Source organism: Pseudomonas guariconensis, assembly GCF_900102675.1.
GTDB lineage: Bacteria > Pseudomonadota > Gammaproteobacteria > Pseudomonadales > Pseudomonadaceae > Aquipseudomonas > Aquipseudomonas guariconensis.
Map to the genome: position 1 here is coordinate 441,548 of NZ_FMYX01000001.1, position 16,185 is coordinate 457,732.

Here is a 16,185-nt window from a genome sequence, read left to right on the forward strand (position 1 = left end):
GAGAGCTTCGGAATGAACCACACCCCTTGTGTCGCCCTGGGCATCACCTTGCTCAGCCAACCCCTGCTGGCCGCGGAAAACGGCTTTTTCGAGGATGCCAAGGCCAGCCTGAGCGCCCGCAACTATTACTTCAGCCGCGACTATTCGGATATCGTCGGGGCCAATCAGCAATCGAAGGCCCAGGAGTGGGCCCAGGGTTTCATCCTCGACTTCAAGTCGGGCTACACCCCCGGCACGGTGGGGTTCGGCCTGGACGCCCTGGGCTTGCTGGGCATCAAGCTCGACAGCAGCCCTGACCGGGTCAATACCGGGTTGTTGCCGGTTCACAGCGATGGCCGCGCCGCGGACGAATACAGCCGCCTGGCGCCGACCTTCAAGGCGCGTCTGTCCAAGACCGAACTGAGGTTCGGCGAACTTCAGCCCAACCTGCCAGTGCTGACGTTCAGCGACATTCGCCTGCTGCCGCCGACCTACCAAGGTGTGAGCCTCAGCTCCGGCGAACTGACCGGCCTGACCCTGCAGGCCGGACACCTGACCTCCAGCCACCTGCGTAACGAGGCCGGTGACGACAAGATGATCGCCATGCTCGGGCATGTGCCCATGCGCCAGGCACAAAGCGACGCCTTCAACTACCTCGGTGGCGACTATGCCTTCAACGACAACCAAAGCAGCGCTAGCCTCTGGTACGGCCAACTGCAGGACATCTACGAACAGGGCTTCATTGGCCTCAAGCACAGCAAGCCGCTCGGCGACTGGGTGCTCAGCGCCAACCTGGGCTACTTCACCGCCCGCGAGGACGGTGATGCGCTGCTGGGCAACATCGACAACCAGGCGTTCTTTTCGATGCTCACCGCCCGGCAGGGCGGGCATAGCTTCCATGTCGGCTATCAGGGGATCTATGGCGACAGCCCGTTCCCTCGGGTATTCGCCAACATCTCGCCGCTGGGCAATGAAGTGCCGACGTACGAGTTCGCCTACACCGACGAGCGTTCCTACCAGGTGCGTTACGACTACAACTTCGCCGCGATGGGTATCCCTGGACTGACGGCCACGGTGCGCTACATCACCGGCAACAACGTCGACACCGGCCAAGGCTACGAGGGCAAGGACCGCGAGCGCGACCTGGATCTTGGTTACGCGGTGCAGGGCGGGCTGTTCAAAGGCTTGGGGATTCGCGTGCGCAATGCCATGGCACGCTCCAACTACCGCAGTGACATCGATGAGAACCGCTTGATCCTGGTGTATACCTGGCAACTGCTGTAAGCCTTCTTGAGCCTCTACGACGCAAGGCCCAGGTGCAGCCTGCGATAGGCTGCGCAGCCGCCCCTTGGCGAGTACGGTGAATGAGGGTAGGTTCCTGAAAAACACCGATCAGGGACTTTCACCTTGGACTCACTGACCCAAGCTGTCCTCGGCGCCGCCCTCCAAGGCGCGGTGCTGGGGCGTATCCAGGGGCGTCGTTCGTTGCTGTACGGCGCGGCCCTGGGCACCTTGCCGGACCTCGACGTGCTGATCCGCTATGCCGACCCGGTGTCGCAGATGACTTACCACCGAGGCTTTTCCCACTCCCTCTTCGTCCTCACCGCCCTGGCGGCGGCCCTGGCCTGGCTGGTCAGCGCGGTCGCCCGAAGGCGCTGGCCCGACAAAGGCTACCGCCTACCGCGGGTGTTCCTGGCGTTCTGGCTAGTGTTGGTGACTCATCCGATACTCGATGCCTTCACCGTTTACGGCACCCAGTTGTTCTGGCCCCTGCACCTGACCCCGCAGAGTTGGGCGGCGGTGTTCATCATCGATCCTGTGTACACCTTGCCCTTGCTCGGCGCTGTGCTGTACGCGGCGTTCAAAGGCATGAGTGGCAAGGCTGTCACCGTGCTAGGCGTGGCCTTGGCGTTCAGCACCGCTTACCTGGGCTATGGGCTGGCCGGGCGCATGGCGGCCGAACAGCGTTTTGCGCTCGCCCTCGATGAGCAGGGCATTGCCGTGACCCACGTGCGCGCCGTGCCCATCGCCTTCAACAGCTTGGTCTGGCGGGTATTGGCCAAAACCCCGGATGGCCAGTACTACGAAGGCATCAGCAGCGCCTTTGACCAGGAACCGCCGGAAATGCAGCGCCAGTCGCTGAACCTGGAGGCCGCCCAGGTACTGCGTGGCATGCCGCTGCACGAGCGACTGCGTTGGTTCACCGATGATTGGCTGCGCTACGACAGGGTGGGCAATGCCTTGGTGGTGACCGACCTGCGCATGGGCATCCCAGGCAACTACACCTTCCGCTTCCAGATGGCCAGCCGGGACAGTACCGGGCGCTGGAACGCGGTGACGCCGACCCTGTGGCTGGGCGATGGCGTGGGCTCGATGTTCAACGGCGAGGACCTCGCGCTGATCTGGCGGCGCATTGTCCAGCAGAAGCCTCCGCTGCCGCTGGCGGCCTGGACCGAGAAATACCTAGGGCAACGCGAGGCGGGGCGTTGAGCCTTGCCATCGCCCGAGGCTGAGGGATTGCAGTGGGGGCTGCGCGCGCCCAACGCCTATGGGCGAGCCAGGCGCCCGGTGACGAAATGCGCCACATCGTTGAACCCGGGCGTCGAGGCATGCCCCGGGGTGACCAGCGAATCGATGAAGGCCTCGTCCTCGGCGGTGATCTTCACCTCCAGCGCACCGGCATAGGTGTCCCACTGCGCCTCGGTGCGCGGTCCGACGATCGCCGAACTGACCAGTTGGTTGTTCAGCACCCAGGCAATGGCGAACTCCACGATCCCGACCCCTTTGGCCTGGGCGTAGGTCTGGATTTTCTGGGCGATGGCCAGCGATTCCTGGCGCCATTCTACTTCCATGATGCGTTTGTCCTGGCGCGCAGCGCGGCTGCCAGCCGCAGGCTCGGCACCCGGCGCGTACTTGCCGCTGAGCACGCCTCGGGCCAGCGGGCTGAACGGCACTACACCCAGGCCATGGTAGGCGGCTGCAGTCAGTTGCTCGGGCTCGGCCTGGCGGTTGACGATGTTGTACAAAGGCTGGCTCACCACCGGCTTGGCCACACCCAGGCGTTCGGCCAGGTTGCACAGCTCGGCGATGCGCCAGCCGCGGAAGTTGGACACGCCCCAATAGCGGATTTTGCCTTGTTGCAGCAGGTCGCCCATGGCCCGCACCGTCTCTTCCAGGGGCACCTTGTGGTCTTCGCGGTGCAGGTAGTAGATGTCCAGGTAGTCCAGGTCCATACGCGTGAGCGAGGCCTCGATGGCATTGAACAGGTGCTTGCGCGAGAGCCCACTGCGGTTGGGCAAGCCTTCTGCCGGGCCGAAACCGGCCTTGGAGGCGACGATCCAGTCCTGGCGATGGCGGGCCACGGCCTCGCCGACGATCTCTTCGGAGCGCCCGGCGTTGTAAACGTCAGCGGTGTCGATGAAGTTGATGCCTTGGTCCCAGGCCTTGTCGATGATGCGCAGCGAGTCCTCGGTGCTGGTCTGTTCGCCGAACATCATGCTGCCAAGGGTGAGGGCGGAAACCTGAAGGCCACTGTGGCCGAGGGGGCGGTAGATCATGCGCGGCGCCTTGTGTCGAGGAGTGTAGGGCTGTTTTACACACATCCACCTGCCATTGAAAGGATCCGGCTGGCCACAGGGCACGTGCAGGCTCAGCCCGGCCAGGCATCGATCAGTTCCCGCGCCTCGCGACTGTTCAAGGGGCGTTTCATCCGTTGCGACAGTACCGCCATGACGCGGGCGTAGCCTTTGGCGATCACGGCTTCGACCCGATCGTCGATGCATTGCAGGGCAATGAAATCGCCTTTCTCCGGTTCACCCACATACTCGATACGGTTCCAGTGCTGTCCATGACCGAGCACTTCATAGGTGCGTCCGTGTTGGTAGGTCCAGAAGAACGGCACGTCGTCGTAACGGCGCTGCTCACCGAGCATGTTGGCGGCGGCGATCACGCCGTGCTGCTCGGCCAGTCGCCAGTGCTCGATGCGCACGGGGCGGCCGGCCAAGGGGAAGGTGACGATGTCGCCGGCGGCCCAGAGCCCTTCGGCGGCGTGCAGCTCGGCGTCCACCGGCAAGGACTGATCGTCTGCCAGCTCCAGGCCCTGCACGAAACCGGTGGCCGGTCTGACGCCCACTCCCAGCAGCACCAGCGCGGTATCCAGGCGCTCGCCATTGGCCAGCACCACGGTCTGGACGTGGTCGGTGCCTTCGAAGCGTTCGACCTCTGTCGGTCCATGGAACACCACACCCTTGAGCTCGTGCAGCTCGCGCAGGGTGCGGCCGATACGTTCGCCGAGCTGCCTGGCCAGGGGGATTTCATGGCGGCTGACCACATGCACTTGCGCGCCGTACTTGCGCAGGGCCGAAGCCGCCTCCAGGCCGATAAAGCCGTCGCCGACGATGACCACAGGCTGGCCCGGTTCGGCGGCATCGAGCAGGCGTGCGGCGTCGTCCCGGGAGCGCAACAAGCAGATGCCAGGCAACTGGGCGCCGGGAAGGTCCGGGCGTTTGGGTTTGCCCCCGGTGGCCACCAGGGCCGCGTCGTAATCCAGGCGCTTGCCGTCGGCCAGCAGGATTTGGCGCTTGGCGACATCCAGCGCCCGCACCTTGGCGTGCCAGCGCTCCAGATGGCCCTGGCGCAGGGCTTCAGGCTCGAGCAGGGCGGGGACTTCGTCGGGGGCCATCTGCCCGGCGATGACGAATTTGCTCAAGGACGTGCGGTCGTAGGCGGGGTGCTGTTCCTGGTCGATCCACACCAGACGGCCGCCGAAACCATGGCTGAGCAGGGTTGCCACCGCCGCGCTGCCAGCCGCACCCGCGCCTATCACGGCAAAGCAGCGGGCGTCGCTGTGCCGGGGAGGGTTGGCCCTGGGCAGCGGCTGGTCGTCGACCAGGATCTCGCCGTTTTTCACCTGCACGGGATAACGCCGCAGGTCGGCCAGGGCCGGAGGCTCGCAGACCGCGCCTTCGTCCACGGCGAACGCCGCCTTGTGCCAAGGGCACACCAGCAACCCGCCACACAGGGCACCTTCGTCCAGCGGCGCGCCTTCATGGGGACAATGGGCCTGGTAGGCATGCACCAAGTCGCCCTGACGGATCAGGATGACTTCTTCGCTGCCAGCCTGGACGCGCAAAGGCGTGTGGTTGTCGAGCTGTTCGAGGCGGGCCACGCTGTGCTGGGTCATGGGGCGTCTCCGTAGAACCGTTCAGGTTCATTTGACGCCTTCGCCGAGCCGGGGATGCAACAGACCGACGATCGGAGGCGCCGAAGCGCCCCCGAACAGCTTCAGTTGGCGCGGGCAGCGCTCAGCGCGCCGGCACGGGTCGCACGCAGGGCCACGAGGCTGCCGAACACGATCAGCGCGGCCAGCGAATAGAGCGCAGCGTCGGTGGAGCCTGTCTGGTCCTTGATGAAGCCGACCAGGTAGGGGCTCAGGAAACCAGCCATCTGGCCCACCGAGTTGATGATCGCAAGGCCCGCTACGGCAGCGCTGGCACTGAGCAGGGCGGTCGGCATCGGCCAGAACATCGGCAGCCCGGTCAGCGCGCCCATGGTAGCGATTGACAGGCCCAGGATGGCGATGGTCGGGCTCTGGGCGAAATTCACCGCGATCAACAGACCGAGCGCACCCATCAGCATCGGCACCACAAGGTGCCAGCGCCGCTCGTTGCGCAGGTCCGCCGAACGCCCGACGACGATCATGAACACACCGGCCAGCAGGTAGGGGATGGCGCTCAGCCAGCCGATCAGCAGCGGATTGTCGAAGCCCAGGTTCTTGATGATCGAGGGCAGCCAGAAGTTGATGGCGTACACGCCGCTCTGGATGCAGAAGTAGACGAAGCCGAAGGTCCAGACCAGCGGATTAGTGAGCACGGCCAACACACCGTCACCCTGGGTGGTGGGCTTGCCAGCGGCATCGGCCTTGAGGTCGGCCTCGATCACCTGGCGCTCGGCCGGGCTCAGCCAGGCAGCTTTCTGGTAACCGTCGCTGAGCTGCAGCACGGCGAGGATGCCCAGCACCACGGTAGGCACGCCCTGGATCAGGAACATCCACTGCCAGCCGGCCAGGCCGTGCTGGCCTGCGGCGAAGTGATCGAGGATCCAGCCGGAGAACGGCCCGCCCAGCAGCCCCGAGACCGGGATCGCCGACATGAACAGCGCCATGATGCGGCCGCGGCGGTCCGCCGGGAACCAGCGCGAAAGGTACAGCACCACGCCGGGGAAGAAGCCGGCCTCAGCGGCGCCGGTGAGCAGGCGCAGGGCGTAGAACTCCGTGGGCGTGGTGACGAACAGCAGGCAGGTCGAGAGCGTACCCCAGGCGATCATCATCAGTGCGATCCAGCGCCGCGGGCCGAAGCGGTTGAGCGCCAGGTTGCTGGGCAGGCCGCACAGCACGTAGCCGATGAAGAAGATCCCGGCACCCAGGCCGTAGACGGTCTCGCTGAACTTCAGGGCGTCGAGCATTTGCAGCTTGGCGAAGCCGACGTTGACGCGGTCCAGGTAGTTGAACAGGTAGCAGATGAAGATGAAGGGAATCAGCCGCACGGTGATACGCCGGTACAGCGCATCGCGGGTGATGTCTTTGCCTTGGTCAGGGGCGGGGCTGTGTGCCATGATCGGATTCTCTTTTTTTATGGTTGTCGCGGCGTCGCGGGTTCCGGCGCTCGCCACGACGAGTCTCGGTGAGCGCGGCGCGGCTGTCTTTGTGCTTTTGCACAGCTTCTGGCACGGGGCGCTGTGCCGGCGACCAAAGCCTACCACCGCAAGGACCCTTGAATGTTCGAACTGGACCACGACCTGGCGCAGGACATCGTCGACCGGGCGATGGCTATCCTGCCGTGCAACGTCAACGTCATGGACAGCCAGGGTTTGATCCTGGGCAGTGGCGAGCCGGAGCGTATCAACACCCGCCATGAAGGCGCGCAATTGGTGTTGGCCAACGGGCGGATCGTCGAACTGGATGTGGAGGCCGCCAAGTGCCTCAAGGGCGTGCAGCCCGGGGTGAACCTGCCGCTGATGCTCGATGACCGCCTGATCGGCGTGTTGGGGCTTACGGGCGATCCGCAGCAGTTGCGTACCTATGGCGAGTTGGTGCGCATGACCGCCGAAATGCTCCTGGCCCAGCGCCACTTGCAGGTGGAGCAACAGTGGCGGCGTCAGCGCTGCGACGACCTGTTGGCCTTGTTGCTCGGAGGCAGCAGCGACTCCCCACGGCTGCTCGATGAAGCCCAGCAGTTGGGCCTCAAGCCCCAGTTGCCTCGGGTGCCGTGCCTGTTCGAACTCGAGCCTGGGCCGAGCGCGGAGACATTGTCCGGCTGGTTGATGAGTCGTTTTCCCGACAGTTGGTGCGTCAGCCCGGCCCGGCATTCGTTGTTGTGGTGTCGGCCTGCAGGCGTCGCGCTGGATGAACAGCGCCTGGTCGAACGTCTTCATCGCCATGGCTGGCAGGTCCAGCGCTTGGCCATGGGCAATACGGCGCAGAGCCTGGAGCAACTGCGCCGGGGTTATCGGCGGGTGCGCGACCTGCTCGCCTACGGGCGCGAGGTCCTGCCTCAGGAACGGCTGCTGAGTCTATCGCGCTACCGCCTGCCTGCCTTGCTCTGGCGCCATCGCAACGATGACGCGCTGGACGAACTGCTCGAGCCCTTGCAGCGCATCCGCGCCAAGGATGCCAGCGGGCAGTTGCTTGCGACCCTGCGCGCCTGGTGTGCCCACGACGGGCAGAGCCAGGCCTGCGCCGATGCCCTGGGTATCCATCGCAACAGCCTGAGGTATCGCCTGGAGCGGATCGCCGAGGTGAGCGAGGTCGATCCGTTGCGCCTTGAAGGGCTGCTCAGCCTGTACCTGGGCTTGCAACTGCTGCCGACGCAGTGATGCCCCCTGGCAAAAAAGGCATTCGCCCAAACAACACCGCAACGCTTTTGTGCATTCGACAGAGGCCCCGCTGCACCACAACTGGCAGCATGCGGGGTATCTGGACAGGAGAATCCCCATGAAAGTCGTCATCGCCCCCGATTCGTTCAAGGACAGCCTCGACGCTGCCGGTGTGGCCCGCGCTATCGGTGCGGGCCTGGCCGAAGTGTGGCCGGACGCCGAACGGGTCGAATGCCCCATGGCCGATGGAGGCGAGGGGACCATGGACGCGATCCTGGCCGCCAGCCATGGCGAGCTGCGTCGCCAGGTGGTACGTGGGCCGCTGGGCCATAGCGTCGAGGCCGGCTGGGGCTGGCTGGCCGAGAGCCGTACGGCGATCATCGAGATGGCCCAGGCCAGTGGCTTGCAACGGGTGCCGACCGACCAGCGTGATGCGTGCCGCAGCAGCACCTGGGGCACTGGCGAGCTGATCGCCGCCGCGTTGGCTGCCGGTGCGACGCGCATCGTCCTGGCCATTGGCGGCAGCGCCACCAACGATGGCGGCAGCGGCATGCTGCGAGCCCTGGGCCTGCGCCTGCTGGATGCCGACGGTCAGGCACTGGAGGAGGGCGGGTTGGCCTTGGGCCGACTGGCCCGTATCGATGCCAGCGATCTGGACCCCCGCCTGGCGGAGGTTCAGGTAGAGGTGGCGGCCGATGTCGACAATCCTTTGTGCGGCCCCAATGGCGCCTCGGCGATCTTTGGCCCGCAGAAGGGCGCAAGCCCCGCGCAGGTGCAGGCACTGGACCAGGCCCTGGGGCATTTTGCCGACCTGTGCGCACAATTGCTGGGTGACGATGTGCGTGAGTTTCCCGGATGTGGCGCGGCGGGCGGCATGGGCTTTGCGGCCAAGGCCTTCATGGGCGCGCAATTCCGCCCTGGGGTTGAAGTGGTGGCAGAACTGGCAGGGCTCGATGCGCTGGTGCAGGGGGCGGATCTGGTGATCACCGGGGAAGGGCGCTTCGATGCCCAGACCTTGCGCGGCAAGACGCCGATGGGCGTGGCCCGGGTGGCCAAGCGTCATGGTGTGCCTGTGGTGGTGCTGGCCGGAACTTTGGGCGAGGGCTACCAGCAGTTGTATGCCCATGGCATCGATGCGGCCTTCGCCTTGGCCAGCGGGCCGATGAGCCTGGAACAGGCGTGCGCCCAGGCAGCGCAGTTGTTGCAAGCGCGGGCCACTGACGTCGCCCGGTTGTGGCAGGTGGCGCGGGACTGAACGCGATTCGCGGCGATGGGTCGCCTGGACGCAGGAGACGCCGTCAGAGGCTGCAACAGGCGCTCTCCCGGGCGCCACTGAAGGGCGGGTATTCCAGCAGTTGCGCCGGTGACAGAGGCCGGCTGAAGTGGTAGCCCTGAGCGCTGTCGCATCCGGCGAGTTTCAGGCACACCACCTGCTCGCGGGTCTCCACGCCCTCGGCGATCACTTCCAGGCCCAGGCGTTTGGCCAGGATGATGGTGGAGGAGACGATCGGGCTGTCGTCGTGGCTATTGCACAACGGGGCGATCAAGGCACGGTCGATCTTGAGTTTGGTCAGTGGCAGCGCATGCAGGTGGGCAAAGCCTGCATAACCTCGACCGAAATCATCCAGGCTGACGCCCAGGCCTGCCTGGCGTAGGCGGTGCAGGTGGTCCAGCGCGGTGCCTTCGGGGTCGAGCACGGTGGTTTCGGTGATTTCCAGCTCCAGCCGGTGTGCGTCGATGGCATGCTCGTGCAGCGTGGCCAGCAAGCGCTCGCTGAAATCCATCTGGCGCAGTTGCAAGGCCGAGACATTGACTGCCAGGCGCTCATCACGCCCTTGGGCTTGCCAGCGGCCGAGCGCTTCGCAGGCAAGGCGCAGCACCTCCCAGCCCAGCTCTACGATGAAACCACTGCGCTCGGCCATGGCGATGAAGCGATCAGGGTAAAGCAAGCCGAACTCAGGGTGGTTCCAGCGCACCAGCGCTTCGTAGCCCTGCACCTCCAGGGTGTCGAGGCGAATCTGGGGTTGGAAATGGAGCAGGAACTGGCGTTCGGCCAGGGCGATGCCGAAGGCTTGCTCGAGGGTGAAGGCCTGGATGTCGGAAAGGTTCAAGGACGGGTCGAAGAAGCGGTACTGGGCGCGCCCGGCCTGCTTGGCCGAGTACATCGCAGCGTCGGCGCAGCGGATCAGTGTGTCGATGTCCTGACCATCGCGCGGGCAGATGCTCACCCCGACACTGGGGCTGGTATTGACCTCCTGGCCGTCCAGGGCATAGGTGGCAGAGAGCTTGGCGACCAGCTCGCGCACCCAGGTGTCGATCTGCTCCTCGTCGCGTTCGCCGGCCAGCAGCACCACGAACTCGTCCCCGCCAAAGCGCGAGGCCTCGTCGCCGAGTTCCAGCAGGCGCTGGATGCGCCCGGCCACGGCCTGTAGCAGCAGGTCGCCGATCTTGTGGCCGAGGGAGTCGTTGATCGATTTGAAGCGGTCCATGTCGATGAACAGGATCGCCATCAATCGGCGCTTGCCCCGTTGCCGGGCCAGGGCCTGGGTCGCCACTTCGACGAATTGTCGGCGATTGTGCAAACCGCTCAGGTGGTCGGTAGCAGCGGCGTGGCTGCTGCGTCGATGTTCATCCTCCAGGCGGCCGATCAGTTGCTGGTTGACCCGTTGGGCGTGCTCCAGGGCGCTGAAGGCCTCCTGGCGCTTGCCCAGCAGGCGCAGGCTCCAGGCGAGGCTGGCGAGAATCATCAGGGTCATGCTCAGGTTCAGCCAGAACTGGCGGGCGTAGGTCAGCGCCGAGGGGGCGAGGATCTCATCGTGCTGCTGGCTCACCACCACGCTGAACCCCCGGTTGGCCACGCGCCGGTACAGGCTCTGGTAGGCGCCCTCGACGCTGTACTGGGTGAGCAGGCCGGCCTCCTCACCGGTTTCGGGCAGGTTCGGCATCAGTCGGTCGCCGGTCATCACCACGCCGCTGGAGTCGATGCGCAGGCGCTCCTGGCCATCGTCCTGGAGCACACGCATCAACCCGGTGCGGCCTAGGTCGATGTGCTGGAGCAGGACAGCGAGATAGCCGACATCCAGCTGTACCACCAGGAGGCTGTCGATCTCCCGCCCGCGCACGTCGGTCAGCGGCAGAATGAACGGCAGGCGCCAGTGGGGCCCGGACGTTGGGGTGTCTGAAGGCGCGAGGTGGGGCATGAAGGGTTTGAAGCCATCGTGGGAAACCCGCACCTTGAGCTGGTCGAGCCAATCCGGGGGCAGCGCCTGGGGTTCGTCGGCGTGGCTGGAGGCGAGCAGCCGGCCCTGGCGGTCATACAGGCTCATGCGCTTGAACGCTGGGTCTTCGACCAAGATCCGCGCCAGGCTCAGATTGCCCTGGCGCAGGGATTTCATGTCGTGCTGTGTCACCCGGCCCACCGCTTGGGCGCGGTCCACCAATTGGCCAAGGTTCTGCGCGACGATACTGGCCAGGTTCATGTGCTCGGCGGCCTTGGCCGACAGCGCATCCTGGCGCGAGGCGGCCTTCTGGGTGACATGCAGCCCCCACAGGAAGGCGAGGGTGATAGCGCAGAGCGTCAGTATCAGTAGGGGAAGCAACCCTGCGGACGATAAGAAACGGCGAATCACAGCTGATGGTCCCGACCTTGGGTAGTGATCGGAAAATACGACAGAAAGATGACAGCTGGATGACTGGTGGCACATAGCCTTTATTGACCGACGCACCGCAAGTCGCGTCCTGCGATAGCTTTTACTGGGCTGGACTAGACTGCCCGATTGTCCCCACCAGCCTGTTGGAGAACGCCATGGCACAGCCGAACGATGACAAACGCCCCACGCCTGACCCGGCCGAGGACAATGCGTTTTTCCCCTCGCCCTATTCGCTGAGTCAGTTCACTTCGCCCACATCCGACCTCAGTGGCGCCGATTACCCAAGGCCCTACACGGGAGGCCGCTGGAAAGTGCTGATGATCGGTGCCGACGAGCGCTACTTGCTCACCGACAACGGCACGATGTTCTCCACCGGCAACCATCCGGTGGAAACCCTGCTGCCCATGTACCACCTGGACAAAGCCGGCTTTGCCTTCGATGTGGCGACGTTGTCTGGCAACCCGGTCAAGTTCGAGTTCTGGGCGATGCCTTCGGAGGATGCCGAGGTCAAGGGCCTGTACGCCCGCTATCGCGATGCCTTCAAACAACCGCTCAAACTCGAGGATGTCGTCGAGCGTGCATTGGGCCCTGACTCGGACTACATCGGTGTGTTCATCCCCGGTGGCCACGGCGCGTTGATTGGCCTGCCCGAAAGCAAAGCGGTGAAACAGCTGCTGCTCTGGGCGGCCAAGCACGACAAGTTCGTCATCACTCTATGCCATGGCCCAGCGGCGCTGCTCGCCGCGGGTCTCGGCGAGACGCGCGATAGCTGCATCTACAACGGCTACCGCATCTGCGCCTTCCCGGACGATCTGGATGCCAAGACCCCGGACATTGGCTACATGCCCGGGCACCTGACGTGGAAGTTCGGCGAGCAGCTCAAGGCCCTGGGCGTGGAAATCATCAACAAAGACATTTCCGGCGCCACCTTGCAGGACCGCAAGCTGCTCACCGGCGACAGCCCGTTGGCCGGCAATGCACTGGGCAAGCTGGCGGCCGCTGCGCTGCTCAAGGAAGTCGGCGCCGGGTGAGTTGCTTTGGTGTCAGGCGTCGACGGTCAGCACCACCTTGCCCATGTGCTGGCCGCTTTCCATCAAGGCGTGGGCCTGGGCCGCATCGCCCAGGGCGAAGGTGCGGAAGATCAGAGGCTTGACCGCGCCACTGCGCACATGGGGCCAGACGTGTCGTTGCAGGTCGGTGATGATCTGCGCCTTGTCGTCTGCGCTTCGTGCACGCAAGGTCGAGCCTGTGTGGGTCAGGCGCTTGACCAGCATCGGGAACAGGTCAACCTGCGGCGCCGGGCCCTTGATGACGCCAATCTGCACGATCCGCCCGTTCATGGCCGCGGCCTGGAAGTTACGCGCTATGTATTCGCCGGCGATGATGTCGACGATCACGTCCACACCCTGGCCCTCGGTATGGCGCAAGACCTCCTCGACGAAGTCCTGACGGTTGTAGTCGATCGCAACGTCGGCACCCAGGGCCTGGCTGGCCGCTTGCTGTTCGGGGTTGGCGACGGTGGTGAAAATCCGCGAGGCACCGAGGGCCTTGGCCAGCATCGTCGCGGTGGTGCCGATACCGGATACGCCCCCGTGGATCAGCACCGACTCGCCGGCTTTGAACCCGCCTCGCTGGAACAGGTTGACCCAGACGGTCATGAACGTCTCGGGCAGGGCCGCGGCTTCGATCATCGACAGGCCCTCGGGCAGGTGCAAGGTGGTACGCTCGTCGGCCACGGCGTATTCAGCGTAGCCGCCACCGGTCACCAGTGCGATCACCGGATCACCAACGGCAAAGCCTCGGACTTCGCTGCCAAGGGCAACGACTTCACCTGCGATCTCCAGGCCAGGGATGTCCGAGGCACCTGCGGGTGGGTCGTACAGGCCCTTGCGCTGGAGCAGGTCCGGGCCATTGACGCCTGCGGCGCGAACCTTGATCAGGACCTCGCGTGCGGCAGGCTCGGGAATCGTCCGGCGAGTGGGTTGGAGGACATCGGGGCCGCCCGGTTGGGTGATCTCGATGGCGGTCATGTTGGAAACGTTGTTCATGGGTACTGTGCCCTTGTGAGGTGAAGGTTGGCCGCGTTGGCGACTTGCTCCCAAGGGTACGGAACTCGTCGGCCCCGGGCGCGCGGCGATTTCGCGGCGCCCTGTTGCACAAGTGCTGTGAGGAAAGACCATCGATGAATTGGGATGACGCAAGGATCCTGCTGGCCCTGGGCCGCGAACAGACATTGCGCCGGGCCGCGCGCGTGCTGCGGGTCGACCAGGCGACCGTAGGGCGACGGATCGCTGCGTTGGAGGCCGACCTGGGGTCGACCCTGTTCCTGCGAACGCCCGCAGGCTATCAACTGACCGCCATTGGCGAGGAGGCGTTCGCGCTCGCGCAGAAGGTCGAAAGCGCGGCGCTTGAGCTCACCCGGCGTATTCGCGGGGTAGACAATGAAGGCGCTGGGGAGGTGCGGATTTCCACCACCGATTCCCTGGCCTGCGATTTCGTGATGCCAGCCCTGCGTCAGTTGCACCTGGCCCACCCTGAGATCCGCGTGGTGCTGCATGGCTCCTCGGATTTGGTCAACCTGTCGCAACGCGAGACCGATATCGCCATCCGCAACCAGCGTCCGGACAACCCGGACCTGATCCTGCGCAAGCTGGCGAGCTGGCCGATGGGCCTGTACGCCAGCACCGACTATCTGGCCCGCCAAGGCGAACCGGTGCCGGCCAGTGGTTTCGCAGGGCACGATTTGGTGATGTATGAGCCGTACTGGCGTGATCGGACGGTGCCGACGCTGGTCGATGAGGTGATCGACCAGGGGCGGGTGGTGGCAGCGGTGAACTCCAGCATGATGGTGCGCCGCGCCATCGCCGAAGGCTTAGGAATCGGCGAGATTCCCATTGCCCTGGGCGAGCGCGACGGCTTGGCGCGGGTCTGGCCGTCACGTGAACGCAGCGCGCCTTACGAGGTGTGGATGGTCACCCACAAAGATTTGCGTCACACGGCCCGGGTTCGTCTGGTCATCGACCAGTTGGTCCGAACCTTCGAGGGCTGAGCGGTCAGTCCTTGAGCAGGGCGCGCAAGGCGGCCTTGGCTTCAGGGGTTTGCAGGCGTTCGACGAACAGTTGGCTTTCACGCTCGACTGTGGCCTCAAGTTCGGCGCGATGGGCCTCTTTGATCAGGCGCTTGCTGATGAGCAGTGACTCACGGGGCATCGCTTGCAGGCGCCGGGCAAGCTTCCGCGCCGCCGCCAGGCATTGCTCGCCGTCTTCGTGCAGTTCGTTGGCCAAGCCCCAGTCCACGGCCTGCTCGCCGGTCAGCAGTTCGTTGGCCAGCAGCAGGCGAGCGGCGCGGGCATGGCCGAGCAGGCGAGGCAGCAGCAGGCTGGAGCCGAATTCCGGACACACCCCTAGCGGTGCGAAAGGCATGCGCAGTTTGGCCGAGCGGCTGACCAGCACCTGGTCACAGTGCAGCAGCAGGGTGCTGCCGATGCCGATGGCCGCGCCGCTGACGGCGGCGATCAGTGGTTTCTTCACACCCATGACCACACGCATCAGGTGAAACACCGGGCTGTCCCGGTCACGTGGCGGGTTATCGAGAAAGTCGCGCAGGTCGTTACCGGCGCTGAAGCATTGCGGGCCGCCGGTAAGCACGATGACGTCCACCTGCGGGTCTTCGTCAGCCGCCAGCAGCCGCTCGGCGAGCTGCTCGTACATGGCGATGTTCAGGGCGTTGAGCTTGTCCAGGCGGTTGAAGGTCAGGGTCAACAGGCCTTGGTCCAGCTCGCGTGTGATCAGGTCGTTCATGGCAGCCGCTTTTGTTGTTGGAATCGGGGTCTTGGCGCGAGGGCGCCGTGAGGGTTTATCACGGTGCTTGGCTTGTTGTACAGTCGTTCAGCCAGACTAGTCCCCTTGTGGGAGCCCCAGTCGCCCTGGCGCACAGAGAATGAAAGTCGCCGCTGCCAAAGGCGCGTGCCAACTCGATAACGCTGTTTTTCTCCAGGAGCACCGATGAGTCAGGAAGCCCGCTACAACCGCATGCTGCCGGAACTGCGCAAGGCCAATCTGGTGGAGGCGACCTTGGTGTGCCTGAAACGCCATGGCTTCCAGGGCGCGTCGATCCGCAAGATCTCGGCCGAGGCAGGGGTGTCGGTGGGGCTGATCAGCCACCACTACTCGGGCAAGGATGAACTGGTGGCCGATGCCTACATGGCGGTCACCGGGCGGGTCATGGGCCTGTTGCGCGAGGCCATGGCCAAGGCCGCGCCCAATGCCCGCGAGCGGCTGTCGGCGTTCTTTCGCGCATCGTTCGGATCGGACGTACTGGACCCCAAGCTGCTCGACGCGTGGCTTGCATTCTGGGGGGCGGTGAAGACCGCCGAGGCGATCAACCAGGTCCACGACCATTCCTACGGTGAATACCGCAACGAACTGAGCAAGCTGCTGGCGTCACTGGCCACGGAGGAGGGCTGGGAAGGCTTCGATGCGGACCTTGCGGCCATCAGCCTCAGTGCACTGCTCGACGGGCTGTGGCTGGAATCCGGGCTCAACCCGGGGACGTTCTCGCCGGAACAGGGGGTGTTGATCTGCGAGGCCTGGGTCGATGGTCTCCAGGCGGGTGGTCGACGTCGCTTCAGTGTCAGTGGGGGCTGTTGATCGGCTGTTCAGTAACGAGTACGCTGCGGGCGCGG

13 protein-coding genes are annotated in these 16,185 nt (G+C 65.1%); 7 read left to right on the forward strand and 6 right to left on the reverse strand.

All coding sequences use genetic code 11. From position 1 onward, the window contains the following. Window positions 1–12 precede the first annotated feature (12 nt). Both BLS27_RS01920 and BLS27_RS01925 read left to right on the forward strand, forming a co-directional pair. A complete protein-coding gene (locus BLS27_RS01920; RefSeq protein ID WP_090342724.1) occupies window positions 13–1,263 on the forward strand; it encodes an OprD family porin in 1,251 nt (416 codons plus the stop codon). A gap of 123 nt (window positions 1,264–1,386) precedes the next feature. Further along, complete coding sequence (locus BLS27_RS01925; RefSeq protein WP_090342727.1) at window positions 1,387–2,469, forward strand: metal-dependent hydrolase; 1,083 nt, start codon at window positions 1,387–1,389, stop codon at window positions 2,467–2,469. Between the two features lie 56 nt (window positions 2,470–2,525). On the opposite strand, the gene BLS27_RS01930 is transcribed toward BLS27_RS01925, so the two are convergent. The 3 genes from BLS27_RS01930 to BLS27_RS01940 all read right to left on the reverse strand — a co-directional run bounded on the left by BLS27_RS01930 (window position 2,526) and on the right by BLS27_RS01940 (window position 6,591). Next, window positions 2,526–3,536 (reverse strand): aldo/keto reductase, encoded by a 1,011-nt coding sequence (locus tag BLS27_RS01930; protein ID WP_090342729.1) that lies wholly within the window; start codon window positions 3,534–3,536, stop codon window positions 2,526–2,528. A gap of 92 nt (window positions 3,537–3,628) precedes the next feature. After that, window positions 3,629–5,161, reverse strand: coding sequence for an FAD-dependent oxidoreductase (locus tag BLS27_RS01935; protein WP_090342732.1), 1,533 nt, complete (start codon window positions 5,159–5,161; stop codon window positions 3,629–3,631). A 101-nt stretch (window positions 5,162–5,262) separates the two neighbouring features. Then, window positions 5,263–6,591, reverse strand: a complete 1,329-nt coding sequence (locus BLS27_RS01940; protein WP_090342735.1) for an MFS transporter — start codon at window positions 6,589–6,591, stop codon at window positions 5,263–5,265. A gap of 162 nt (window positions 6,592–6,753) precedes the next feature. Here BLS27_RS01940 and BLS27_RS01945 point away from each other — a divergent pair, with 162 nt between their 5' ends. Both BLS27_RS01945 and BLS27_RS01950 read left to right on the forward strand, forming a co-directional pair. Continuing rightward, window positions 6,754–7,851, forward strand: coding sequence for a sugar diacid recognition domain-containing protein (locus tag BLS27_RS01945; RefSeq protein ID WP_090342737.1), 1,098 nt, complete (start codon window positions 6,754–6,756; stop codon window positions 7,849–7,851). Between the two features lie 118 nt (window positions 7,852–7,969). After that, window positions 7,970–9,106 carry a glycerate kinase gene (locus BLS27_RS01950; RefSeq protein ID WP_090342741.1) on the forward strand — a complete coding sequence of 379 codons (1,137 nt, stop codon included), beginning with the start codon at window positions 7,970–7,972 and terminating at the stop codon, window positions 9,104–9,106. 43 nt (window positions 9,107–9,149) lie between these two features. On the opposite strand, the gene BLS27_RS01955 is transcribed toward BLS27_RS01950, so the two are convergent. Then, the gene (locus tag BLS27_RS01955) at window positions 9,150–11,480 is read right to left on the reverse strand and encodes a bifunctional diguanylate cyclase/phosphodiesterase (RefSeq protein ID WP_090342743.1); all 2,331 of its coding nucleotides are present in this window, start codon (window positions 11,478–11,480) and stop codon (window positions 9,150–9,152) included. A 176-nt stretch (window positions 11,481–11,656) separates the two neighbouring features. Here BLS27_RS01955 and hchA point away from each other — a divergent pair, with 176 nt between their 5' ends. After that, window positions 11,657–12,532 (forward strand): glyoxalase III HchA, encoded by an 876-nt coding sequence (hchA, locus tag BLS27_RS01960; protein WP_043210822.1) that lies wholly within the window; start codon window positions 11,657–11,659, stop codon window positions 12,530–12,532. 12 nt (window positions 12,533–12,544) lie between these two features. Here the strand turns inward: hchA and BLS27_RS01965 are convergent, their stop codons facing one another. Next, window positions 12,545–13,531 carry a zinc-binding dehydrogenase gene (locus tag BLS27_RS01965; protein WP_090343052.1) on the reverse strand — a complete coding sequence of 329 codons (987 nt, stop codon included), beginning with the start codon at window positions 13,529–13,531 and terminating at the stop codon, window positions 12,545–12,547. A 152-nt stretch (window positions 13,532–13,683) separates the two neighbouring features. On the opposite strand from BLS27_RS01965, the gene BLS27_RS01970 reads away from it, so the two are divergent. After that, a complete protein-coding gene (locus tag BLS27_RS01970; RefSeq protein ID WP_043210825.1) occupies window positions 13,684–14,550 on the forward strand; it encodes a LysR family transcriptional regulator in 867 nt (288 codons plus the stop codon). 4 nt (window positions 14,551–14,554) lie between these two features. Here BLS27_RS01970 and BLS27_RS01975 read toward each other — a convergent pair whose 3' ends face one another. Next, window positions 14,555–15,301: an enoyl-CoA hydratase gene (locus BLS27_RS01975; RefSeq protein ID WP_090342745.1), complete on the reverse strand. Its 747-nt coding sequence runs from the start codon at window positions 15,299–15,301 to the stop codon at window positions 14,555–14,557. 204 nt (window positions 15,302–15,505) lie between these two features. On the opposite strand from BLS27_RS01975, the gene BLS27_RS01980 reads away from it, so the two are divergent. Beyond that, entirely contained in the window at window positions 15,506–16,150 is a 645-nt protein-coding gene (locus BLS27_RS01980; protein WP_090342747.1) for a TetR family transcriptional regulator C-terminal domain-containing protein, read from the forward strand. Window positions 16,151–16,185: the final 35 nt, after the last annotated feature.